Source organism: Bacillus haynesii (genome assembly GCF_014042035.1).
Lineage (GTDB): Bacteria > Bacillota > Bacilli > Bacillales > Bacillaceae > Bacillus > Bacillus haynesii.
In genome coordinates this window covers 2,593,469-2,614,809 of record NZ_CP059494.1, presented here as the reverse complement: position 1 = coordinate 2,614,809, position 21,341 = coordinate 2,593,469, and the positions used below count along the sequence as shown (strand labels likewise).

The 21,341-nt window shown below is 45.6% G+C and carries 23 protein-coding genes; 11 read left to right on the top strand and 12 right to left on the bottom strand.

All coding sequences use genetic code 11. The features are described from left to right. Window positions 1-22: 22 nt before the first annotated feature. The gene (locus tag H2R00_RS12905; protein ID WP_154998508.1) at window positions 23-1,435 is read right to left on the bottom strand and encodes a sigma-54 interaction domain-containing protein; all 1,413 of its coding nucleotides are present in this window, start codon (window positions 1,433-1,435) and stop codon (window positions 23-25) included. A gap of 241 nt (window positions 1,436-1,676) precedes the next feature. Between H2R00_RS12905 and H2R00_RS12900 the strand changes: the two genes are divergently transcribed. The 3 genes from H2R00_RS12900 (at window position 1,677) to rocF (ending at window position 5,381) form a co-directional block, all read left to right on the top strand. Next, a complete protein-coding gene (locus H2R00_RS12900; RefSeq protein WP_182069327.1) occupies window positions 1,677-2,879 on the top strand; it encodes an ornithine--oxo-acid transaminase in 1,203 nt (400 codons plus the stop codon). 212 nt (window positions 2,880-3,091) lie between these two features. Beyond that, the gene (locus H2R00_RS12895; RefSeq protein ID WP_234113136.1) at window positions 3,092-4,495 is read left to right on the top strand and encodes an amino acid permease; all 1,404 of its coding nucleotides are present in this window, start codon (window positions 3,092-3,094) and stop codon (window positions 4,493-4,495) included. Continuing rightward, complete coding sequence (gene rocF, locus H2R00_RS12890; protein WP_154998502.1) at window positions 4,488-5,381, top strand: arginase; 894 nt, start codon at window positions 4,488-4,490, stop codon at window positions 5,379-5,381. The genes H2R00_RS12895 and rocF overlap by 8 nt, the downstream gene beginning before the upstream one ends. Window positions 5,382-5,429: 48 nt before the next feature. On the opposite strand, the gene H2R00_RS12885 is transcribed toward rocF, so the two are convergent. After that, entirely contained in the window at window positions 5,430-6,302 is an 873-nt protein-coding gene (locus tag H2R00_RS12885) for a LysR family transcriptional regulator (protein WP_154998500.1), read from the bottom strand. Window positions 6,303-6,423: 121 nt separating this feature from the next. On the opposite strand from H2R00_RS12885, the gene H2R00_RS12880 reads away from it, so the two are divergent. Genes H2R00_RS12880 through H2R00_RS12865 form a run of 4 tightly spaced genes read left to right on the top strand, consistent with a single transcriptional unit; the run spans window position 6,424 to window position 9,146 of the window. Next, window positions 6,424-6,993, top strand: coding sequence for a non-oxidative hydroxyarylic acid decarboxylases subunit B (locus H2R00_RS12880; RefSeq protein ID WP_020450128.1), 570 nt, complete (start codon window positions 6,424-6,426; stop codon window positions 6,991-6,993). A gap of 13 nt (window positions 6,994-7,006) precedes the next feature. Further along, the gene (locus tag H2R00_RS12875; protein ID WP_182069325.1) at window positions 7,007-8,428 is read left to right on the top strand and encodes a non-oxidative hydroxyarylic acid decarboxylases subunit C; all 1,422 of its coding nucleotides are present in this window, start codon (window positions 7,007-7,009) and stop codon (window positions 8,426-8,428) included. A gap of 19 nt (window positions 8,429-8,447) precedes the next feature. Next, window positions 8,448-8,675 carry a non-oxidative hydroxyarylic acid decarboxylases subunit D gene (locus tag H2R00_RS12870; protein WP_154998496.1) on the top strand — a complete coding sequence of 76 codons (228 nt, stop codon included), beginning with the start codon at window positions 8,448-8,450 and terminating at the stop codon, window positions 8,673-8,675. 15 nt (window positions 8,676-8,690) lie between these two features. Then, window positions 8,691-9,146, top strand: coding sequence for a pyridoxamine 5'-phosphate oxidase family protein (locus H2R00_RS12865; RefSeq protein ID WP_182069323.1), 456 nt, complete (start codon window positions 8,691-8,693; stop codon window positions 9,144-9,146). 34 nt (window positions 9,147-9,180) lie between these two features. On the opposite strand, the gene H2R00_RS12860 is transcribed toward H2R00_RS12865, so the two are convergent. The 10 genes from H2R00_RS12860 to H2R00_RS12815 all read right to left on the bottom strand — a co-directional run bounded on the left by H2R00_RS12860 (window position 9,181) and on the right by H2R00_RS12815 (window position 15,682). Continuing rightward, window positions 9,181-9,627, bottom strand: coding sequence for a hypothetical protein (locus H2R00_RS12860; RefSeq protein WP_154998493.1), 447 nt, complete (start codon window positions 9,625-9,627; stop codon window positions 9,181-9,183). 25 nt (window positions 9,628-9,652) lie between these two features. Further along, on the bottom strand, window positions 9,653-9,997 hold the full coding sequence (locus H2R00_RS12855) for a hypothetical protein (protein WP_244958234.1): 345 nt from the start codon (window positions 9,995-9,997) through the stop codon (window positions 9,653-9,655). Between the two features lie 67 nt (window positions 9,998-10,064). Further along, a complete protein-coding gene (locus H2R00_RS12850) occupies window positions 10,065-10,511 on the bottom strand; it encodes a hypothetical protein (RefSeq protein ID WP_182069321.1) in 447 nt (148 codons plus the stop codon). A 20-nt stretch (window positions 10,512-10,531) separates the two neighbouring features. Then, window positions 10,532-11,212 carry a hypothetical protein gene (locus H2R00_RS12845; protein WP_182069319.1) on the bottom strand — a complete coding sequence of 227 codons (681 nt, stop codon included), beginning with the start codon at window positions 11,210-11,212 and terminating at the stop codon, window positions 10,532-10,534. 319 nt (window positions 11,213-11,531) lie between these two features. Then, window positions 11,532-12,206, bottom strand: coding sequence for a hypothetical protein (locus H2R00_RS12840; protein WP_182069317.1), 675 nt, complete (start codon window positions 12,204-12,206; stop codon window positions 11,532-11,534). Window positions 12,207-12,569: 363 nt separating this feature from the next. Continuing rightward, window positions 12,570-12,842 (bottom strand): DUF4176 domain-containing protein, encoded by a 273-nt coding sequence (locus H2R00_RS12835; protein WP_035337240.1) that lies wholly within the window; start codon window positions 12,840-12,842, stop codon window positions 12,570-12,572. Window positions 12,843-12,860: 18 nt separating this feature from the next. Continuing rightward, window positions 12,861-13,535, bottom strand: a complete 675-nt coding sequence (locus H2R00_RS12830; RefSeq protein WP_154998483.1) for a hypothetical protein — start codon at window positions 13,533-13,535, stop codon at window positions 12,861-12,863. A gap of 23 nt (window positions 13,536-13,558) precedes the next feature. Further along, complete coding sequence (locus H2R00_RS21275) at window positions 13,559-14,989, bottom strand: T7SS effector LXG polymorphic toxin (protein ID WP_234112620.1); 1,431 nt, start codon at window positions 14,987-14,989, stop codon at window positions 13,559-13,561. Window positions 14,990-15,006: 17 nt separating this feature from the next. Further along, the gene (locus H2R00_RS12820; RefSeq protein ID WP_020450144.1) at window positions 15,007-15,285 is read right to left on the bottom strand and encodes a YwqI/YxiC family protein; all 279 of its coding nucleotides are present in this window, start codon (window positions 15,283-15,285) and stop codon (window positions 15,007-15,009) included. A 13-nt stretch (window positions 15,286-15,298) separates the two neighbouring features. Continuing rightward, on the bottom strand, window positions 15,299-15,682 hold the full coding sequence (locus H2R00_RS12815) for a YwqH-like family protein (RefSeq protein ID WP_003178893.1): 384 nt from the start codon (window positions 15,680-15,682) through the stop codon (window positions 15,299-15,301). A 508-nt stretch (window positions 15,683-16,190) separates the two neighbouring features. Between H2R00_RS12815 and H2R00_RS12810 the strand changes: the two genes are divergently transcribed. From H2R00_RS12810 to chvE, 4 genes are all read left to right on the top strand, one after another. After that, window positions 16,191-17,180: a substrate-binding domain-containing protein gene (locus tag H2R00_RS12810; protein ID WP_182069315.1), complete on the top strand. Its 990-nt coding sequence runs from the start codon at window positions 16,191-16,193 to the stop codon at window positions 17,178-17,180. After that, complete coding sequence (locus H2R00_RS12805) at window positions 17,173-18,936, top strand: cache domain-containing sensor histidine kinase (RefSeq protein WP_342355842.1); 1,764 nt, start codon at window positions 17,173-17,175, stop codon at window positions 18,934-18,936. Before H2R00_RS12810 ends, H2R00_RS12805 begins: the two co-directional genes overlap by 8 nt. After that, entirely contained in the window at window positions 18,929-20,131 is a 1,203-nt protein-coding gene (locus H2R00_RS12800; protein ID WP_182069311.1) for a response regulator transcription factor, read from the top strand. Before H2R00_RS12805 ends, H2R00_RS12800 begins: the two co-directional genes overlap by 8 nt. Before the next feature lie 126 nt (window positions 20,132-20,257). Next, window positions 20,258-21,337 (top strand): multiple monosaccharide ABC transporter substrate-binding protein, encoded by a 1,080-nt coding sequence (gene chvE / locus H2R00_RS12795; RefSeq protein ID WP_154995573.1) that lies wholly within the window; start codon window positions 20,258-20,260, stop codon window positions 21,335-21,337. Window positions 21,338-21,341: the final 4 nt, after the last annotated feature.

Here is a 21,341-nt window from a genome sequence, read left to right as displayed (position 1 = left end):
TAGTGATGAAAGGGAGAGAAGATCATTCTGATTCCTGATCAAAGCGGATCTTCCATTTTTTAAGCCTGTATTGCAGGCTTTGCCTGCTGATCCCTAGAACCCGCGCCGCTTGTGACACATTGTAATTGCATTTTTTAACGGTTTTTTGAATATAATACTTTTCGGCATTTTCGATTTGTTCCTTTAATGGAGCGGCTGAGGCGGAAGGAAGCGGGGCGAACAGATCATAGCCCTGCTGCGGCAGCTGCTCTTTTGCCGCTGGTTTCGTCCTGTATTGCAATGGAAGGTGCATCAGCTCCATTTTGTCTTCGTAGGACATCAAGTTCATGGCACCTTCAATTAAATGTTCAAGCTCCCTGACGTTTCCCGGCCAATCGTATGAAAGCAGAAACCGCCGCACCTCTTCTTCTAAACCCTTGACCTCCATTTGGAACAATGCGTTGTATTTGTCGATAAAATGCTGCGTGAGCGGCATGATATCTTCCTTTCGGTCTTTTAATGGAGGAATGAACAAGGTGACGACACTCAGCCTGTAATACAAATCTTTTCGCAGCCTTTGGCCGCTGACAGCGTCGACTGGATCTTCGTTCATCGTCGCGATGATCCTGACGTCGATCGGAGTATCCTTCGAAGCGCCGATCCGCCTGATCGTTTTTTCTTGAATCGCGCGCAAAAGCTTTGCCTGCAAACTGAAGTCCAAAGAATTGATTTCGTCAAGGAGCAGTGTGCCGCCGTCTGCTTGTTCGAAAAGACCTGGGCGATCGACGGCTCCCGTGAATGCGCCTTTAACCGTACCGAATAATAGGCCTTCAACGAGGCTTTCCGGGAGGGCTGCGCAGTTTTGCGAGATGAATGGGCCCGTCGACCGCTGGCTTCCGTTATGTATACTTTGGGCGAACAGTTCTTTTCCGGTTCCGGTGTCGCCAACGATCAGAATGGATGAAGAGGTCCGGGTCGCCCGCTTTGCATGTTCAATGACCTCCTTGATTGCCGGACTGACGCCGATCAGGCTGTCAAACGTATACTTTGTGTTTTCTGTTTTGTTCATATTTTCTCTGATCAGCCGCTCAAGCTTTGTGACATCTTTAGCAATCTCGACCGCTCCTTTCGTATTCCCGTTTTCTATAATGGGAAACGTATGATTGACGGTCGTAATTTCCTGGCCTTTGTTATTGAAGTAAGTCTGCTTGACGTTTTTGTTCGTTTTCCCGTGATGCAGCGCCTGCAGGAGAGTGCTGTCATGCTGGCTGGCAAACGTAAACACGTCCAGCACGTTTTTGCCGAGCACATCGCCGACATCCATCCCTTCAATCTGGCTCATTTTTTTGTTATAGACAACAGATGTGCCGTTTCCATCGACGACATGCAAGCCGATATCGATTTCATCTATAATTCTTTGAAAAATAAGCTTCAGTAAATCGTAATCCTTCAGCAAGTGACATCCCCCTTTGTTCGTCTCTGTCTCCATTTTAAGTGAAGACTTGATAAAGGTGCAAAAAAATATGCATTTATTTTTGCACCTTTGAATAAAAACCGCAAAATTTTTTGCGAATTATACATGCAATGTTCTGAAAATTTGCGGTTTTAAGGATTGGCACGATACTTGCATATAAGATAGTGTGAAACAAAATACGACATCTGGCATGTATGTCCAAAAATAAGAAGGAGGAATCAGAATGACGGTTCTATCAAAGTCCGAGAAAATTATGAAGCAAACCGCACATTTTGGGGCAAATAACTATCATCCTCTGCCGATCGTGATTTCTGAAGCGGAAGGCGCTTGGGTGAAAGATCCGGAAGGCAACCGATACATGGATATGCTGAGCGCTTATTCCGCAGTGAATCAAGGGCACAGGCACCCGAAAATCATTCAGGCGTTAAAAGATCAGGCCGACAAAATCACCCTGACTTCGAGAGCTTTTCACAATGACCAGCTTGGTCCTTTCTATGAAAAGGTCGCTTCATTAACGGGGAAAGATATGGTTCTCCCGATGAACACCGGGGCAGAAGCGGTTGAGTCTGCGATTAAAGCAGCCCGGCGCTGGGCTTATGATGTAAAAGGCGTTCCGGACAATAAGGCGGAAATTATCGCATGTGAAGGCAATTTTCACGGCCGGACGATGCTGGCTGTGTCGCTTTCTTCAGAAGAAGAGTATAAACGCGGTTTCGGACCGATGCTTCCCGGCATCAAGCTGATTCCATACGGGGATCTGGAGGCGCTGAAACAGGCGATCACATCGAATACAGCCGCTTTCTTAATTGAGCCGATTCAGGGTGAAGCAGGTATTGTCATTCCGCCGGAAGGCTTTTTGAAACAGGCAGCAGAAGTCTGCAAAGAACGCAATGTCTTGTTTATCGCTGACGAAATACAGTCAGGGCTTGCACGAACAGGTAAAATGTTCGCCTCTGATTGGGAGGATGTCACACCGGACATGTACATTTTAGGAAAAGCGCTCGGAGGCGGCGTATTCCCGATATCGTGCATTGCTGCAAACCGGGATGTGCTTGGCGTGTTTAATCCCGGCTCGCACGGATCGACATTCGGAGGGAACCCGCTTGCATGCGCCGTATCGATTGCCGCCCTTGAAGTGCTGGAAGACGAGCGGCTCGCTGAACGGTCGCTGGAGCTTGGGGAATACTTTAAAGAAAAGCTCTCGCAAATCGATAATCCTATAATCAAAGAAGTGCGCGGCAGAGGGCTGTTCATCGGGGTAGAACTGACCGAGGCGGCGCGTCCGTATTGCGAGCGCCTGAAAGAAGAAGGGCTGCTCTGCAAAGAAACGCATGAGACGGTGATTCGCTTTGCACCTCCTCTTGTCATTTCAAATGAGGATCTGGATTGGGCGATTGAAAAGATTACCCGTGTTTTGTCGAAGTAAAGCGGACGGCTGAACAATAAGGGGATTGTTCAGCCCGTTTTTTCGATGTTTGTGCGAAGTTTGTCAAAAATTGAAATATAAGGAAAATGTTCAGAAGATTTAAAAAATAGTCTATATGTCATAGGGGAGCTGACATTAGGGAGAATGGAAACGGAAGGGGTGAAGGCGGTTTGAATCATGAAAACCGTGAACAATATACACTGAAACGAACGATGAAATCCCGCCATTTGTTTATGATCTCGCTTGGCGGCGTCATCGGAACCGGCTTTTTTCTCGGAACAGGATATACGATCAATGAAGCCGGGCCGATCGGCGCGATTCTTTCTTATTTAGCGGGCGGAATGATCATGTATTTTACGATGCTTTGCCTTGGAGAGCTCGCAGTGGCAATGCCGGTTTCAGGCTCTTTTCAGACGTACGCGACAAAATTTATCGGGCCTGCTACGGGGTTTGCCGTCGGCTGGATCTACTGGCTCGGTTGGTCGGTTACGGTCGCTTTGGAATTTTTGTCGGCGGGGCAGCTGATGAAAAGATGGTTTCCCGATGTCGGCGTCTGGATATGGTGTTTGATTTTCGGGCTGCTGCTTTTTTCACTCAATGCTTTATCGGCAAAGGCCTTTGGGGAATCGGAATTTTGGCTGTCCGGCATCAAAATTATCGTCATCCTTCTGTTTATTATTCTTGGCGGAGGTGCGATGTTCGGACTCATCGATATGAAAGACGGACAGACTGCACCGTTCTTTTCCAATCTGATTGGAGACGGAATTTTTCCAAACGGATTCGGCGCGATCTTTATCACGATGATCACCGTCAACTTTGCCTTTCAGGGGACAGAGCTGATTGGGATCGCGGCGGGGGAAAGCGAAAATCCGGAAAAAACGGTGCCCCGCTCCATCAAACAGACGGTCTGGCGGACACTCGTGTTTTTCGGCCTGTCCGTATTTGTCCTGGCGGGGTTGATTCCATGGGAAAAAGCGGGGGTTGTTGAAAGCCCGTTCGTTGTCGTATTTGAACAAATTGGCATTCCGTATGCCGCCGATCTGATGAACTTTGTCATTTTAATTGCTTTGTTATCGGTGGCGAATTCGGGTTTGTACGCATCGACGAGGATGCTTTATTCTCTTGCGAAAGAAGGAATGGCCGCTCAGGCTTTAAGCCGGGTCAATAAAAGAGGGATTCCGATGAATGCGCTGTGGATTACGCTCGGTTTTGCGGGGTTGTCCCTCGTCTCAAGCGTAGTCGCCGCAGAAACGCTTTACATCTGGCTTTTGTCTCTTGCCGGTTTAAGCGCACAAGTCGGCTGGATCACGATTACGGTATCACAGCTGCTATTTCGCAGACGATATGTCAAAGAAGGCGGTAAGGTTGAAGACTTGAAATTTAAAACGCCTCTTTATCCTTATTTGCCGCTGGCGGGTTTTATTTTAAACAGCGTCGTCCTTGTGAGCCTTGCCTTTGATTCGGAGCAGAGGATGGCATTGTACTGCGGGATTTTGTTCATGTCGGCCTGCTACTTTGTTTATCACGTGTTTGTGAAAAAACGCCAGGCTCTAGAGCGACAAGAAGCAATGATCTATCAAAACAAAACGAACGATGAGGTGGTTATTGATGAATAAACAAGTTTCTCTGATTGGAATGCCGATGGACTTAGGACAGGCGCGGCGCGGTGTGGATATGGGACCGAGCGCGATTCGCTACGCTCATATCGTGGAGCGCTTAACAGAGCTGGGCTATGATATCGATGATCTGGGCGATGTGCCGATCAACCGCGATCAGCCAAAAGGAGACGAAGGGCTGAAAAATTTAGTTTCCGTACTGGAAGGAAACCGCAAACTGGCCGATATCGTCGACAATGTCATCGAGCAGCGCCGCTTCCCGCTCGTGCTGGGCGGAGACCACAGCATTGCCATCGGGACATTGGCGGGTGTAGCCAAGCACTATCAACAGCTCGGCGTGATTTGGTATGACGCACACGGAGACCTAAATACGCTTGAGACATCGCCGTCAGGCAACATCCACGGCATGCCGCTGGCGGTAAGTCTCGGTGTCGGCCACGAAAAGCTGGTCAACCTCCACGGCTATGCGCCGAAAATCAAACCGGAGCACGTCGTCATCATCGGTGCGCGCTCGCTTGATGAAGGAGAGCGCAAATATATCCGTGAAACCGGCATGAAAGTCTACACCATGCATGAAATCGACAGGCTCGGCATGACAAAGGTGATAGAGGAAACGATCGAGTATCTGTCAGCAAATTGCGACGGCATTCATCTGAGCCTCGATCTGGACGGTCTTGATCCGAGCGACGCTCCGGGAGTCGGCACCCCTGTCGTCGGAGGCATCAGCTACAGGGAAAGCCATTTGGCGATGGAAATGCTCTATGACGCAGATATCATTACATCTGCCGAGTTTGTTGAAGTCAACCCGATACTGGATCACAAAAATAAAACCGGTGAGGCGGCCGTCGAACTGATCGAATCGCTGTTAGGGAAGAAGCTGCTGTAACCAATACAAAGGAGAGGGCATCGGCATGATGCCTTTTCTTTTTTATTATCAAAATAAAGCCAAAAATTCTCTTACGGGCTTCGGCAGAAAACTGCCGGACCGCCAAACGACAGACGGCTGCAGAATGAACGGATTGTCTTGAATCTCCAACGTCTGAACATGCCGTGCAAAATGCGCCGGCAGCATGGATAGCGGCAGAATCGTCGCTCCGAATCCCGAAGTGACGAGGCTGAGCAGCGTTGTAGAATCATGGCACTCACAGACGACCCTCGGCTCAAGGTCCAATGATTGAAATTGATGGACGACCTCATCGTAAATCCCTTTTCCGTGCGACGGCCTGAGCAGAATCAGCGGCAGGCCGGCAATTTCTTTCATTCCGGCTTCCCCTTTTAAGCCATACGACTGATTCCCCGGAAGAACGAGCTTGCATGGAACCTCCGGCAGGCTTTTTGATTCGATATTTTTGCCGTGGAAAGGCGTTGTCGTGACCGCCGCATCGATCTGCCGGCTTTCCAGGAGCTCGCTCAGCCGTGAAGGCTCACCTTCCCAAATGTTAAACATTAAATTCGGATACATGTCTCTGATCTTCGAGACTTTCGAAAGCAGCAAGGCCGCGCAGTAAATCGTTGAGCCGACGGCAAGGGTTCCGTTGACTTCTTCACGCAGCTCCCGAACCTCCAAGATGGAATCCTCAAGCTTGTGCAGGATTTCTTTTGCTCTTTTCAAAAACACTTCTCCTTCATAGGTCAGCGTCAGGTTTTTCTTTTTGTTCCGGTCAAATAAAACGACTCCGAGCTCCTCTTCCATCTGCTTCAACTGTCTGGAGAGCGGCGGCTGTGCGATATGAAGCCGCTTCGCCGCCGTTGTAATCTTTCCTTCCTGTGCGATCGTAACGAAGTACTTTAACTGGCGAATATCCATTTTCTCGGCCCTCCTTTTTATACCTTTAAAGTATTATATATAGATTTAACAGATATTTTCAATATGGTAAATAGAGGCGTATCATTTTAAGTGAAGCACCAAGAGGGAAAGGGGGGCGCATATGAACATCATTGTCGGGATTACGGGCGCTACCGGCGCGATATTTGGCGTGCGGATGCTGGAGTGGCTGAAGAAAACCGACGCAGAGACACACCTAGTCATCTCTCCGTGGGCAGCGGCAACCATCCTGCACGAAACGGGATATACCATGAAAGACGTAGAAAAGCTCGCATCTTTTACGTATTCCCACAAAGACCAGGCGGCCCGCATTTCAAGCGGTTCCTTTCAAACGGACGGAATGATTGTCGCACCGTGCAGTATGAAGACGTTGGCGGGCATCCGTACCGGTATGGCGGATAACTTGTTGACCCGTTCGGCGGACGTCATGCTGAAGGAACGGAAAAAGCTTGTTCTGTTAACAAGGGAGACGCCGTTGAACCAGATTCATCTTGAAAACATGCTTGAGCTGACAAAAATGGGCGCGGTGATCCTGCCGCCGATGCCGGCTTTTTATAATCATCCCCAAAATCTGACCGAAATGGTCGACCATATCGTATTCCGGACGCTGGACCAATTTGGAATCCATCTGTCTGAAGCGAAGCGCTGGGAAGGAATGAAACAGAAGAAATAAGGAGGATAACAGAATGGCTTATCAAGATTTTAGAGATTTTTTAAATATGTTGAAAAAAGAAGGACAGCTTCTTGAAGTTCAGGAAGAGGTGAAGCCGGAACCCGATTTGGGAGCCGCTGCACGCGCCGCCAACAACCTCGGAGACAAATCACCCGCTCTTTTATTCAACAACATTTACGGCTATAACAATGCCCAAATCGCGCTGAATGTCATCGGCTCCTGGCCGAACCACGCGTTAATGCTCGGCCTTCCAAAGGACACGCCGGTCAAAGAACAATTCTTTGAATTCGCGCGCCGTTATGATCAGTTTCCTGTAAAGGTGCAAAGAGAGGAGACAGCGCCGTTTCACGAAAACGACATCACAGAAGACATCAACCTGTTTGACATTCTGCCGCTCTTCCGCATCAATCAGGGCGACGGCGGCTTTTATTTAGACAAGGCATGCGTCATTTCCAGAGATGTCGAGGATCCTGAACACTTCGGCAAACAAAATGTCGGCATGTACAGACTGCAAGTAAAAGGAAAAGACCGCCTCGGCATTCAGCCCGTCCCGCAGCATGACATTGCGATCCACCTGCGCCAGGCTGAAGAGCGCGGCGAAAACCTGCCTGTCACGATTGCGCTCGGCTGCGAACCGGTCATTGCAACGGCGGCATCCACACCGCTCTTATACGATCAATCAGAATACGAGATGGCAGGGGCCTTGCAAGGCGAGCCTTATAAAATCGTCAAATCAAAACTGTCTAACTTAGATATCCCATGGGGCGCGGAAGTGGTTCTTGAAGGTGAAATTCTGGCGGGCGAACGCGAATATGAAGGGCCGTTCGGCGAGTTTACCGGCCACTATTCAGGCGGAAGAAGCATGCCGATCATTAAAATCAAGCGCGTCTGCCACCGCAACAACCCGATCTTTGAACACCTCTATTTAGGCATGCCTTGGACTGAGGTTGACTACATGGTCGGCATTAATACATGTGTGCCGCTTTACCAGCAGCTAAAAGAGGCATATCCGAATGAAATTGTCGCGGTAAACGCGATGTATACGCACGGCTTGATCGCCATTGTATCAACGAAAAGCCGCTACGGCGGATTCGCCAAAGCCGTCGGCATGCGCGCGCTGACGACCCCGCACGGCCTCGGCTACTGCAAAATGGTGATCCTCGTTGACGAAGACGTCGATCCGTTTAACCTCCCGCAAGTGATGTGGGCAATTTCAACGAAAATGCATCCAAAACATGATGCAGTCATCATCCCGGATTTATCCGTTCTGGCGCTTGATCCAGGTTCTGAACCGGCGGGAATCACCCACAAAATGATCTTGGACGCGACAACGCCTGCGGCCCCGGAAACAAGAGGACACTATTCACAGCCGCTCGATTCCCCTATAGGAACGAAAGAGTGGGAAGCGAAACTAATGAATCTGCTAAATCAATAAAAGAGGAGAGTGTTTCATCATGCATACATGTCCGCGCTGCGAATTAAAAAAAGCGGAAACCGTCAGCAAGTCACCCATTGAAGGAGCCTGGGAAGTTTATCAATGTCAGCACTGCTTTTTCACTTGGAGATCATCGGAGCCGGAGACGATCACAAATCCTGAAAAATACAATCCGGCCTTTAAAATCGACCCTTCTGAAGTCGAAACAGCCGTACAAGTGCCGGCGGTTCCAGATCGGAAAATCTAAAGGGAGGCATCCGGCATGGCTCAGCTATCAAACGAGATATTTCAGCTGTTAAACGGAGAGAAACTCGCCGGAAAGCGGCGCGAAGCGATGATGCTCCAGACCGTCACAGAAGACGGCTGGCCGCACACGGCGATGATCAGCGCCGGCGAAATCCTCGCCCTGAACAAAACCGACATCCGCCTGGCTCTCTGGCAAGGCACAACGACAACCGCGAACATCGCGAGAACAGGCCGGGCGCTCTTCGTCACTTGCTGGAAAGGCAAAGCACATTATGTGCGGCTGTCTTTAAAGAAACTGCCCGAATTAAAAGACGCCAAACACCCGAGAGCGCGCTTCGCCGGCACCGTCGAAGCGGCCCGGGAAGATATCGCAAAATACGCGGATATCATCTCCGGCGTTCGGATTGAGCTGAAGGATGAAGCGGCGGTTTTGCGGCGGTGGGAGGAGACGCTGGGGGAATTAAGGAAATGAAGAAAAGGACTATGGCGAATCATAGTCCTTTTCTTCATTTCTGCAACATTTTATTCGTCACTTTATAAGCCAAAATACAGCCAATTGTAATGATAATAATCGCGATCGAAAGGATCACGACCTTTTCAGCAACGGTATATATCGACATGGGAATAATAACAGCGCAGACGGAAAACACGCCGCCAAAATAAACAAACAGGATCAGCGGCTTTTTGTATTTTTTCCAAATCACTTGATTAATCCCGTTTTTTTCGGGGTCTGCCGGGTGCTTGCTGTCTTCATCTTTCATTAGTTTATTTAGCAGCACATAAATGAGAAATGCGAATAAAGTTGCCGAGAAAATATTAAAACAGAGGATAAACAGCTTTTCTCCCAGACTCATCACCGGATTCAGAACAGAGCTGAGAACGGAGCCGCAAACGAAAAACAGGTAGACGGATAAGATGGCTTTGTTTCTTGGTTTTTGTAGAAATTTAGACATGCAGATTACTCCAATCGTAAATGATTTAAACGCTGAAAATGAGATGGATCAGAAAAGAAAAAATATAAAAGATGATGATGCTTAAAATGCCTCTGCCCACAAGATAAAGGGCGAAATACAGTTTTCTCAGGAACCAGTTGTATTTTAATAGCCGTTTGTAAACGAAGTAACCGGTGCCGACAAGAAGAAAAACGAATGTATTCGTAATTTTATGGGACCATTTTTCAGGTTTTAAAAAGACCATTTTTTCATATTCAATGATCATGTGACGCGATATGATTAAAAAACCCAAACTGTAAGCGAAATGAGCGGCCAACATACCGGCGATGAAATATTCGGTATATTCAACAAAAGTTTCTGGTGACATCATTACTCCTTTATGAATTCCGAACTCCAGTGTTTTTTAACAAGACTTTTTTTCTGATATAAAAAGCTTCTTATTCTTCGTCAGGCATTCTTTCCAAACAAGATCGGTTCAGCATTTGATTCGCCGCTTGATAAACCGCAAAAAAGCCGCACGATATCGCAGCACACAAAACCGTGAACACAGCGGATTTCCATAAGAAAGTGAGTCCGGTCATGGAAAACACGGTTGTTCCCACAATCAGGATGCCGACGAAGTAGAAAGAGAGCGTGAACGGTTTTCTGTATTTCTTCCAAAAGATTTTCGCGACGATGTTGCATCGGGGCGCGCCTTTATCTTTCTTTGGCTTATTTATGAACACATAAATGATGACTGCGAATAAAGAAATTGAAACGAACATAAAGCCGATGACGGCAAGCTTTTCCTTCCAGTTCATTGAAGGTTTGACAAGGCCGGTCAAAATAATGATTGCTGCAAGTAGGGAATAAACTAAGAGAATGATTTTATTTCTGCCTTTCAAACATGACCTCTCCTTGTGCATTAAATCCTATGCTGACTGATGATATCTTGATTCGCTTTGATGAAGAAGTATTTGTGGATGAATTTGACCCCCATCATAGAAAATAAACAAGCCATAAGCAGATAGACGGTACTCATCAACAAATAAACGGCAGACTCGGAAACTCGCAAAACGGCATGACTTATTACAAAACCGCCTGCCGGAACAGCTGCCAGGAGCATCCTTGTCGGAGCTGCTGTTTCCCTTTTGCCTTTTTTAGAATCAGGGAAAACAACCAGGTAATACCGAATGACGAGGAAGATAAAGGCGGCAAAAATGAATAGTGACAGACTGATCAGCGGTACATGAAAACCGATAGCAGAAACCATCATTTTTTGCGCTGTGATCAACTGGCAATATGACATCCCGCTGAATGATACGCCCATAAAACGAACATATTGAAGGTGGTGATGATATTCGGTCATGTTTCTAGTATTCATGATGATCATCCATATATTGATCAGGATAGCGACAGGGACGGCGGCAAAAGTGAAAAATTCGACTTTGCTCGCCAGCACAGGTAATATGCATAGAATATCCAGCATCAACACGATAAAACACGTCATTCCCCATTTCGTTTCCCGGCTGACGAGAGCTGTCAAATGTGATTGAATATTGTAAGGTAAATCTTTGTATGCAACCGTTTCTTTTAATCTCAGCAAAGCTTGTATTCCTCCGCTTATCCCTCTGAATTTTTATAATTCCCCATGTGTTTTTTCAGCCAGACCTTTTTTCTGAAGATATGCAATAGGAGCGGAAGAACGAAAAAAAACAAGCTGATAACCGAAACAACCAAGGGAATTTCTGAAGGGGCTTGTTCCAATAAACCGCATATCGTCATGATGACAAAAAAGATACCCACCACAGGGAATAAAATCGTGAAGATGATCATTGCCTCGTTTATTTTTTTATATAGAAAATTTTTTTCGTTTTTCATAAAAAGCTCCTTTAGCAACACTTTATTTTTTGCTCTACTGCGTTTTAGCCTTTTTTAACAATCTGTCGATTAGCATTAATAAAAAAGAACTGATGTATAAACTTAGCGCTGATAAAAGAAAAAAGGCATCCTGCAGCCAAAGAGAAAATGCTCATGAATAGGTTAATAACAGATTCAGAAAAATGAAGAACGATATGTGAAATCATATAGCCAGCAGCCGGGCCAGCTGTTAATAACCAGGCTGTCCAAGGAAGAACAGCTCTTTTTTGTTGTTGATGAATGGAAAACTTTATCAAAAAGTAGCGAAATGAACTTAGAGCTGCTACGGCAAGTATGAGAGCAGAAAAAATGAAAAACAGCCAATTGAATCCCAAAAATGAATAGTACATTTTCTGGGATAAAATAAACCAGCAATACGACATAGTACTAAATGAAAAACCTTTATAAAGGACAAATTCTAGATTGTTTCTATGTATTTCCATGTCTTTGAAGAATAAAATAAACATCCATAGATTAACGAATATAAGAGGTGGTAAAGCGACTAAAGTAAACAGCTTGATGCCGTTTGCAAGCAGCAGAAATAAGAGCAATACATCCAACATGAAAATATTTAATATACACATATTCTTTCTTTCATCTCGATCAACCAAAATAATTAAGTGATGTCTAGTATCTTCAGGCAATCTTCTGAATTTAGCCTTTTCATTTAATTTCAGCAATCTTATGACCCCCAATATCTGAAAAGACTTCAGGCATCCATGGCTATTTCTTTAAAGCACTAAAAAGCATCTTTTCAAGGGATACAATGTTGAAGAGAATGTTAATTGGATTGCTTTCTTCCATTGTTTTATGGTTTCGAATGCACCGTTTCCAAGCCGGCTATTTTCGGCCTGTCAGTTTATCCCTTTATATAAATGCCTGTCGATGATGTTCTGGTTGGCTTTGTTTGAATTTCGTATTTGCCCTTTTTTAAATGCTCTATTGCTGCTCCAATTTCAGTTCCTGTACTTAGACTGCTTTTTACTTATATAGCGATCTTTTGTCCAAAAAGAAAGCGTCCCATGTATGAGACGCTTCCGTTTCTAATCGATGGCTGCTTCTTTTAAAACATGTTGAAATTCTCGTTCCTCTTCATCCTCGTAACCTTCGAAAATCACTTTCTCAATATCAGAATGGTTAAAAGCAAAAGTGTATTCTTGATTAATGTAGCCCTCGGGGTAAAAAACGCCGATATAGTCAAACATTTTCGGATCTTCGCTCACGACGATCTGTTTTCTTCCGTAAATCATTAATTTTTTTGTTCCGCCTTCTAGTAAGACGATTGAACCGGAAGGCAGAAGCTTATTTTCAAGCATCGAAAAAGTTCTCCTTTCTTATTTCCCATTAAATATATGTTGATTGGCTTTAATGAAAAGGTATTGGTGAATGAATTTGACCCCCATATAAGAAAAAAAGCAAGCTAAAAATAAATAAATATAACTCATAAACAAATGAACAATTGAATCTGCAAAGTGAAACATGAACTGTGCAATGATGTAGCCTAATCCCGGTCCTATTGTTAATAAATAGGTTCCCCATGAAGCACTTCTTTTCTCTTTTTTGCTGCGTTTTGGTAAAACAATTACGTAATATCGGATAAACCCAAGCGTAACAATGAAATAAGTTAGTAATGAAGCAATCATAAAAATAGGATTATAACCTAACACAGAATAAACATATTTTAGAGAAAGTATAAAATAACAAATCGAAGAAACAGCTCCAGTTCCTCCTTTGTATAAACCAAAGTAAGTAGGACTAATCTTATCGAGTTTTGTAAACATTAAAATGATTGTCCATAAGTTGATAAATATCATAAAAGGTAATGCTATTATTGTGAACGTTTTTTCCCCATTTACAAAGAGCGGAATACCGCAAATTAAATCTAAAAGCACAACAATACAAAATAACATTGACCATTTATCTTGGGACGATGCTTCATCTGCAATTAAATGGCGTTTGATATCTCTAGGCAATTTTTTAAATGTCGTATCTGTATCCAATCTTAACAAGACGGTTCACCTCCCATGTGAAATTACTTAAACCACCCTGCAACTGTTTTTAATCCCGATTCTACAGAGTCTTTTGCCATATCCGTAATGCTTTTTTTGTCTTTTCCCCATTTTACGCCGCCTAGAAGTTCTGATACACCAATTGTCACAACCAGAGCTGCAGCTGCACCGACTATCACAGGGGCTCCGACCGTTCCAATTACAAACGCGCTTGCAACTGCGCCAACTCCAATTGTTGCAGCACCTAATCCCACGTCTACTGCAGCATCCCCAATTACTTTTTCAGTGGAGACATTAGGGTCGTTTACATTATTCACTAAATCTTCTCCAGTGGTGATGGCTACACCTGCCCAACCCAACTTGCTTTTCATTGCGCCTTTAACTGCAGAAGAAGCCCTTGTATACTCAGCGATTTTTGGGTTGTTCCCCACTTTTAACTGTGATTTAGTCCATGTTTCTGGATAATTTTTGCCTTTGATTCCTATTGCTTTGCCGTTTTGTACCTTGTATCCGTTTATCTTCTTGCCACTATTGGTTTCTATACCTTTTTCAATTTTAAGCCCATCTTTAACAACATACTTCACACTCTTCCTAAAATCCATCGCAGCAGTAGTCGTCCCATACAAACTTCCTGCACTAGCTACAGGATACGTCCAATCGATCTCAAATGGAAGTTCTTCTTTTGTTGTGTCATCGATTTTGCCTTTTTCGTCTTTTTCGCTAAACCGACCAAGCATCTTCTCCATCGGTGTTTCTCCGGGGTTTTGCAGGTCGTTTTGCAGGCTGCCGGGAGCTTGACTGATTGTTGAGTCATTTTGCGGTTTTAAAATTGAACCGCTTTTATACTCCGATATTTCAATCTTCGGTCCCGTATACATTTTCTCCAGCTGCTGGATGTACTGCTTCATCGTGTCAAGGTCTTCCTTCGCCGCTTTCAGTGCATTTGTCTGTTCGCGGTCAAAAGTATGAAGCTTTTCAAGCGTCTCGCTGATTTGCCTTTGGGCTTTTTTGGCGTTCTCGTTGACGGCTGAATCGTCGAGATCGGGCAGGTCGACGATGTGGCTGACAGTGGCCATCGTCTGATTGGCTTTTGCCGTCAATCTGCCTGTCAGCGATTCGGCTTGGCTGACGCCGTCATGGAGTTCGTTTTCAAGAAAGCTTTGCGAGATAAAGCCGTTTTGGTTCGGTTCAAGGGAATGAAGTGCACTTTTCGTCTTTTCTAAAAGTCCTTTGTAGTCGGAAATAAAAGATTCATAAAAAAGAAGAAAAGTGGTGTGGCACTCTTCGTAGAACGAGCGGATCGCTTCACCGCCCGCGCCTTTTAAGGCGTCGTCAAGGGAGGTGAGGCCTTTGACGCTTTGTTTGACTTTTGAAATCTCGTCAGTCTGGTTTTTTAATTCGGTCAGCGTTTTGTCTAGGCCGGTTTGAAAAGCCTGAACATCTAGAGTTTTCAATGCGTAGTCCCTTCCTTCTACTTGGCTTTGATCGATGACGACAGCTTTTTGTCGGCGTCTTTTATGGCGTTGACTGCCTGCTCGGTTTGCGCAATTTGTTTAGCAAGAGCCGATGCGTATGCTTTTGTCAGGCTTTTCAAATCTTTGTTCATGCTTTCGATTTTTTTGACGACGTCAAGGTTGTTTTTGCCGCTGATATCTGTCGGCACGTTCGGCTTCACAGCTTGGGCTGAATGCTTCAGTTTTGAGAGCGCCTGTTTGACTTCGCCCGTTTTGACTTTGATTTCTTGACCCATCGTAATCACTCCTTTAGCGGCGGGCTTCTCTTTCTTCTTTTTCCAGCTTTTCAATTTTCGTTTTTAATGAGCTGATATCCTTACCTAGCGAATCAATATCATCATTTAAAGAAGAGATTTTCTCCTTTAATTGTTTAAACACTTCATTTAACTGTTTTCCGCAAATATCATTGTAGGCCGTTTTCATATCGCTTCTGACGTTTTTAAAAGAGTCAGCAAGGCTGCCCTGCCATGTTGTCGGCGACAGTTCGGGCTTTTTGATGCTGTCTTTTGAATCGTCAAATTCCTTTTTATCTGCTTCTAATTCGGTTTGGCAATTTTTCAGTTGTTCGAGCTGTTGTTTTTTGATGAGAAGTGTACCTTGCAGCCCGTATAAAACTGTTTTTTCCCAGATCATGTTACTGCCACCTCCCGGAAATTTGATTCAAATGACCTGTTGGGATCTGTTCATTAAAGGACCTTATTAATGTTACAACATGGTATAAATGAGTTGAATAGGAAAAATGTACCGTGATCAAAGAATCGATTCGGGCGGTGAAGTAGGGAATTCCTTATTATGACTGCGATTTTGCACTTTTCTCCATTTTCCTTCAGGGTCAAAAGACATAGTTCTTAGGGTTGATTTTTTTATGATATTTATTTTTTGTTTCACAAACTTTAAGGTAATTTTAAGAAAGAGGCATCTTGTCGAACACTAAACAGGGTTTTTCGAACAAAATGTCAAATAGATTAGATATTTCGTATGAACAAGGGGGGGAAATTGTCTGTTTGTGATGAAAAAAGGGGACGGACGGAATTTCTGTCAGGATACCTCAGCTGGATTCTTAGAAAAATATGCGGCCAAATATATACTTCATGATAGATTGTAAACGCTGTCTAGTCCTCTGACCAACAGGGGGATGAAGATGAAAAAGCTGTTAGTTGTTTATGCCGTAATGCTCTGTTTGTTTTTTCTGTATGTCTACGACTACTCCCGTGGCGATAAAACCGGCTCTACAGAAGCAAGCAGAAGGCCTGCGGCCGGAAGTCTGTCAGAAAAATACGTGATGGTTACGTTTCAATCGGGAATCGAATATTGGAAGAGCGGCCTGAAAGGCTTTGAGGATGCCGCGCAACTTTTCAACGTCTCTGTCGAGTATCGGGGGGCGGCCCATTATGATGTCCATGAGCAAACGACCGTTCTCGAGCAGGTGATTGCAAAAAAGCCGGCGGGAATCGCTCTTTCTGCAATAGATCCCAAAGCTTTAAACACTGTCATCGACAAAGCGCACGAGCAGGGCATTCCGATCGTTTTATTCGATTCAGACGCCCCGCTCAGCAAAGCCTCTACATATATCGGCACAAATAATATGGAAGCGGGTGCTGAGGCCGCAAGGCGAATGGCCGAGTTTTTAAATGGAAAGGGAGAAACCGCAGTCATTACCCAGCCGCGGCAGTACAATCATCAGGAAAGGACGAAAGGCTTTGAACAAACGATCAAGCAAAAATACCCAAACATGAAGGTCGCCGCTGTTTTAGACGGAAAAGGCGATGAACTGACGTCGAAAAAAGAAGCGGCGAAGATTCTGGAAAAAAATCCGTCCATCAAAGGAATTTTCACGACCGAAGCCAATGGAGCGAGCGGTGTGGCCCGTGCTGTGAAGGCGGCGGGACTAGAAGGGGAAGTATGTATCATCGGCTTTGATAAAGACAAGAAAACGCTGGACGGCATCAAAAACGGATCGATTTCCGCGACAATGGGCCAGGACACGTGGCAAATGGGCTATTGGTCGCTGCACATGCTGTTTTTCTCAAATCACCATCTGAGGCATGAACGCCCGCTCCCGGCCGCGATCGATACAGGCGTTACCATCATAACGAAAGAAAATGTGGAAGCTTATTATGCGAATGATTAAACGTTTGATCAATAATGCGCCGATCCGTTATAAGCTGATCAGTCTTCTCTTGTTAATCAGCATGCTGCCGACGATCGGCCTGGGCATTTTATCGGGATGGGCCGTTGAAAATATTATTGAAAAACAGGTGATCGACCAAACACTCCAGCTGATCGGCGAAGTGAACAAGACGGCTGAAGTGTATGTCAGCCACTTGCAGAACCTGACATATTTGATATCAATAAATGAAGAAATGGAAGCGTTTTTTAATCACGAAAAGGAGGACGGAGAGGCGGATTATAAGCGAAGGACGTTTTTGCAGGGCCTGACTTCTTTATATTCTGAAGCGGCGGGCATTCTCGTCGTCAATGATAAGGGTGAGATGATCAGCAATGAGATGTATGAACGCACGCCGACAGATTTGACTAAAGAACCATGGTATCAGGCGGCTGTCGATAATGAAGGGATTTTCAAGATGATCGGGAAGCCTGTCAACCGGAATATCAGAAGTCATGTGCACTACAAGGAAGACGAGGTCGTTTCTGCCGTCAGAGCTGTTATCGATCCTGAGACACAGCATGTGAAAGGCGTTGTACTTATCGATTTGAAACTGCGCGTCCTCGCAGAAGCGACAAAAAATATCCGCCTGGGGAAAACGGGTTATTTGATGATCATGGATGAGAATGGCGGCAATATTTATTCGCCTGAGACCTCAAATCTGTTTCTGCCGAAAAAGTGGTTCCATCAAGACCGTTCCGGATATTTTTCGAAGCGGATCAAGGGAGAGGAATATCAGTTCATTTATGAGACGTCTTCCTTTACGAACTGGACAACGGTCGGCGTTTTTAAAGCGGGTGAACCGGTATTCGAAGTGAAGGAAATCCACTTGTATGTGCTTTTGTTTTTATTGACGGCGGCGTTTCTCGGAATGTCTGCTTCCTATTATTTGTCCCATTCCATGTCGCGGCCGATTTTGAAGCTGAATGCTGTCATGAAAACGGCGGAAAGCGGGAATTTTTCAACATTTTATCAGGAGGAAAGGGAAGATGAAATCGGGCTTTTGGGAAAAAGCTTCAATCGCCTGATGATGAGAATCAGGGAGCTGATGTCGGTCACAGAAAGACAAGAGCGCCAAAAAAGAGAAGCCGAATTAAGGGCGCTGCAGGCGCAGATCAACCCTCACTTTCTCTACAACACGCTGGATACAATCAATTGGATGGCGAGGAAGAAAGGAGCGGAAGAGGTCAGCGGTCTCGTGCAGGCTTTATCCAAGCTGTTCCGCATCTCCTTGAGTAAAGGGAAAGATATCATTCCGCTGTCTGATGAATTTGAACATGTAGAAAACTATTTGAAAATCCAAAAAGCGAGATACCGTGATAAATTAAACTACTCAATCGAAATGACCGGGCTTTGTGACGATCGCCTGATATTAAAGCTCGTGCTTCAGCCGATTGTCGAAAATGCGATTTATCACGGAATTAAAGAAAAAAAGGGGCCGGGTCATATTACGATCAAAGGCATGGAGGAAGACGGCTCGCTGATTATCAAAATCGAGGATGACGGAGCCGGAATGGATGAAGAGAAGCTAAAGCAAATAACCGATCAATTCAAACACAGGGACGATACAGCGGGCTACGGCATGATCAACGTCCATGAACGGATTGCCCTTACCTTTGGTGAGCCGTACGGTTTAACGGTTGAAAGTCGGAAAGGAGCTGGAACCGCCGTCACGATACGGCTTCCAATCTTAGCAAAAGGGGGAACAAGCCTTGCGTGAATGTTGGCGCGTACTGATTGCCGATGATGAACCGTGGATTCGGGAAGGAATACGGGATGCCGTCTCTTGGGAGCGCTATCAAATGTCGGTGTCAGCTGAAGCGGAGAATGGCGAGGAGGCATTCGAGCTCGCTCTCAAACACGGTATCGACTTATTGATTGTCGACTTGAATATGCCGATTGTAAACGGAATCACGCTGATGAAAAAGCTCCGCGGCGCACTGCCACAGTGCCGCTTTGTCATCGTGACGGGCTACGATCAGTTTGCATACGCACAAGAAGCGATCCGGCTGAATGTCGATGATTATTTGTTAAAGCCAGTTGATCCCGCTCATCTGGAACAAGTGCTCGAAAAGATCAGCGTGTCGCTGGCAGCTGAAAAAAAGAAGCTGAGCGAGCAAAAGCTTGCTGAGCAGCATATTCAACAAAACCTCAGCCTTCTGAAAGAGCATGTTTTCAGAAGCTGGATCGAAGGCCGGGCAGAGGAAGAAGATGTTTACCGGCAGCTCGAATGCCTCCGTCTGCCGGCCCGCTATCCTGAGACGCTCGGCGTCATCGCGGCCGGACATGTATGGAACAAGCCGTCTGAAGCCGACAGTCTGAAAGAAAAAGTAGAGCGCTTCTTTATCGATGAGCGGGATAAGGCTGTTTTTTTCGACGGAGACCGCCTGATTGCCGCCTGCCTGTGGCGTTCTGTTACAGAAGCTGAACAGCGGGCGCTTGCAGAGATGATCGAAGCCGAAATGCAGACAAGCGCCGCCGTCTGCTTCACGAAGCTCGCTGAAAACGGCCGCTCGGCCGCGCAATGCTACCAGCACTGCAGACAGCAAGTCTCGAAAACATTCAATATCTCGCCGGTTGTCACGAGGGCTAAAGAATATATGCAAAAGCATTTCACTGAAAGGGAGTTTTCTTTAAAACAGACGGCGGATGCGCTTCAAGTTTCTCCCGTCTATTTAAGCAGGATCATGAAGAAGGAGCTCGGCATGACATTTGTTCAGCTTTTGACGGAGATGCGCATAGACCAAGCGGTTCACCTGTTGGAAACAACCGCTCTTTCGATTCACGATATTGCCGAACAAACAGGCTATGATACACAGCACTATTTCAGCACTGTATTTAAAAAGACGATGGGTGTATCCCCCAATCAGTACCGGCGCATGTCGGGAATTGAACGAACAGGAGGAAAATTGTAATGTAAGCGCTTTAAAAAAGTCTGATTTTTATAAAAATAGTTAATTAATTCAAAAGACGGACATTCGAAAGACATGGTACAGTTGGCATGATTCATGATGGGAGAAATCAAAAGGGGGATACCAAGCATGAAAAAAAGCTGGCTGTTGATCACTGCAATGCTTTTCTGTCTCATCGTTTCCGCCTGTTCGGGGAATCAGGCAAGCGGAGGGGGAGACAAAGGCTACGTCGGAATCTCAATGCCGACAAAGTCATCGGAACGCTGGGTGTATGACGGGAAATACATGGTGAAAGAGTTTGAAAAGCTCGGTTATAAAACGGATCTGCAGTATGCGGAAGATGTCGTTGAAAACCAAGTCTCACAAATCGAAAACATGATTACAAAAGGCGTCAATGTCCTCGTCATTGCTTCGATTGACGGAGAAGCGCTGACCGACGTCCTTGAGAAAGCAAACAAGCAGGAAATTAAAGTCATTTCCTATGACCGGCTGCTCATGAACAGCAAACATGTCGACTATTATGCGACATTTGACAATCATAAAGTCGGAGAACTTCAAGGGAAATATATTGAAGAAAAGCTTGGCTTAAAAGACAAAAAAGGGCCGTTCAACATCGAATTGTTCGCGGGATCGCCCGACGACAACAACGCGCATTTCTTTTTTGACGGCGCCATGTCTGTTTTGAAGCCTTATATCGATTCTGGCAAATTAAAGGTATTGAGCGGCCAGACTTCATTTGAGCAAGGTGCGACGCTCAGGTGGGACGGCGCAACCGCACAATCCCGGATGGACAATCTGCTGAGTGCGCATTATACAAAGGCGAAGCTTGATGCGGTGCTTTCACCGTATGACGGGATCAGCATCGGAATCATTTCATCCTTAAAAGGTGCGGGCTACGGATCGGACAAGAAACCGCTGCCGGTTATTACTGGACAGGATGCAGAGCTTGCTTCCGTGAATTCGATCATTAAAGGGGAGCAGACATCAACCATTTTCAAAGATACGAGAGAGCTGGCGAAAAAAGCCGTTGAGATGGCGACATCCGTCTTAAAAGGCGAAAAAGCGGAAGTCAATGACTCAAAGACGTATGACAACGGAGAGAAGGTCGTTCCGTCATACTTGCTTGAGCCGGTCGTCGTCGACAAAGAGAACTATAAAAAAGTGCTCGTTGACGGCGGTTATTATAAAGAATCGGAATTAGGGAAGTGATCCG

Bases quoted from the DNA above. Each gene is read 5' to 3' on its own strand.
- H2R00_RS12900 (WP_182069327.1), top strand. From the start codon at position 1,677: ATGACGGTTCTATCAAAGTCCGAGAAAATTATGAAGCAAACCGCACAT.
- H2R00_RS12895 (WP_234113136.1), top strand. From the start codon at position 3,092: ATGAAATCCCGCCATTTGTTTATGATCTCGCTTGGCGGCGTCATCGGA.
- rocF (WP_154998502.1), top strand. From the start codon at position 4,488: ATGAATAAACAAGTTTCTCTGATTGGAATGCCGATGGACTTAGGACAG.
- H2R00_RS12885 (WP_154998500.1), bottom strand. From the start codon at position 6,302: ATGGATATTCGCCAGTTAAAGTACTTCGTTACGATCGCACAGGAAGGA.
- H2R00_RS12880 (WP_020450128.1), top strand. From the start codon at position 6,424: ATGAACATCATTGTCGGGATTACGGGCGCTACCGGCGCGATATTTGGC.
- H2R00_RS12875 (WP_182069325.1), top strand. From the start codon at position 7,007: ATGGCTTATCAAGATTTTAGAGATTTTTTAAATATGTTGAAAAAAGAA.
- H2R00_RS12870 (WP_154998496.1), top strand. From the start codon at position 8,448: ATGCATACATGTCCGCGCTGCGAATTAAAAAAAGCGGAAACCGTCAGC.
- H2R00_RS12865 (WP_182069323.1), top strand. From the start codon at position 8,691: ATGGCTCAGCTATCAAACGAGATATTTCAGCTGTTAAACGGAGAGAAA.
- H2R00_RS12860 (WP_154998493.1), bottom strand. From the start codon at position 9,627: ATGTCTAAATTTCTACAAAAACCAAGAAACAAAGCCATCTTATCCGTC.
- H2R00_RS12855 (WP_244958234.1), bottom strand. From the start codon at position 9,997: ATGATGTCACCAGAAACTTTTGTTGAATATACCGAATATTTCATCGCC.
- H2R00_RS12835 (WP_035337240.1), bottom strand. From the start codon at position 12,842: ATGCTTGAAAATAAGCTTCTGCCTTCCGGTTCAATCGTCTTACTAGAA.
- H2R00_RS12820 (WP_020450144.1), bottom strand. From the start codon at position 15,285: ATGGGTCAAGAAATCAAAGTCAAAACGGGCGAAGTCAAACAGGCGCTC.
- H2R00_RS12815 (WP_003178893.1), bottom strand. From the start codon at position 15,682: ATGATCTGGGAAAAAACAGTTTTATACGGGCTGCAAGGTACACTTCTC.
- H2R00_RS12810 (WP_182069315.1), top strand. From the start codon at position 16,191: ATGAAAAAGCTGTTAGTTGTTTATGCCGTAATGCTCTGTTTGTTTTTT.
- H2R00_RS12805 (WP_342355842.1), top strand. From the start codon at position 17,173: ATGATTAAACGTTTGATCAATAATGCGCCGATCCGTTATAAGCTGATC.
- chvE (WP_154995573.1), top strand. From the start codon at position 20,258: ATGAAAAAAAGCTGGCTGTTGATCACTGCAATGCTTTTCTGTCTCATC.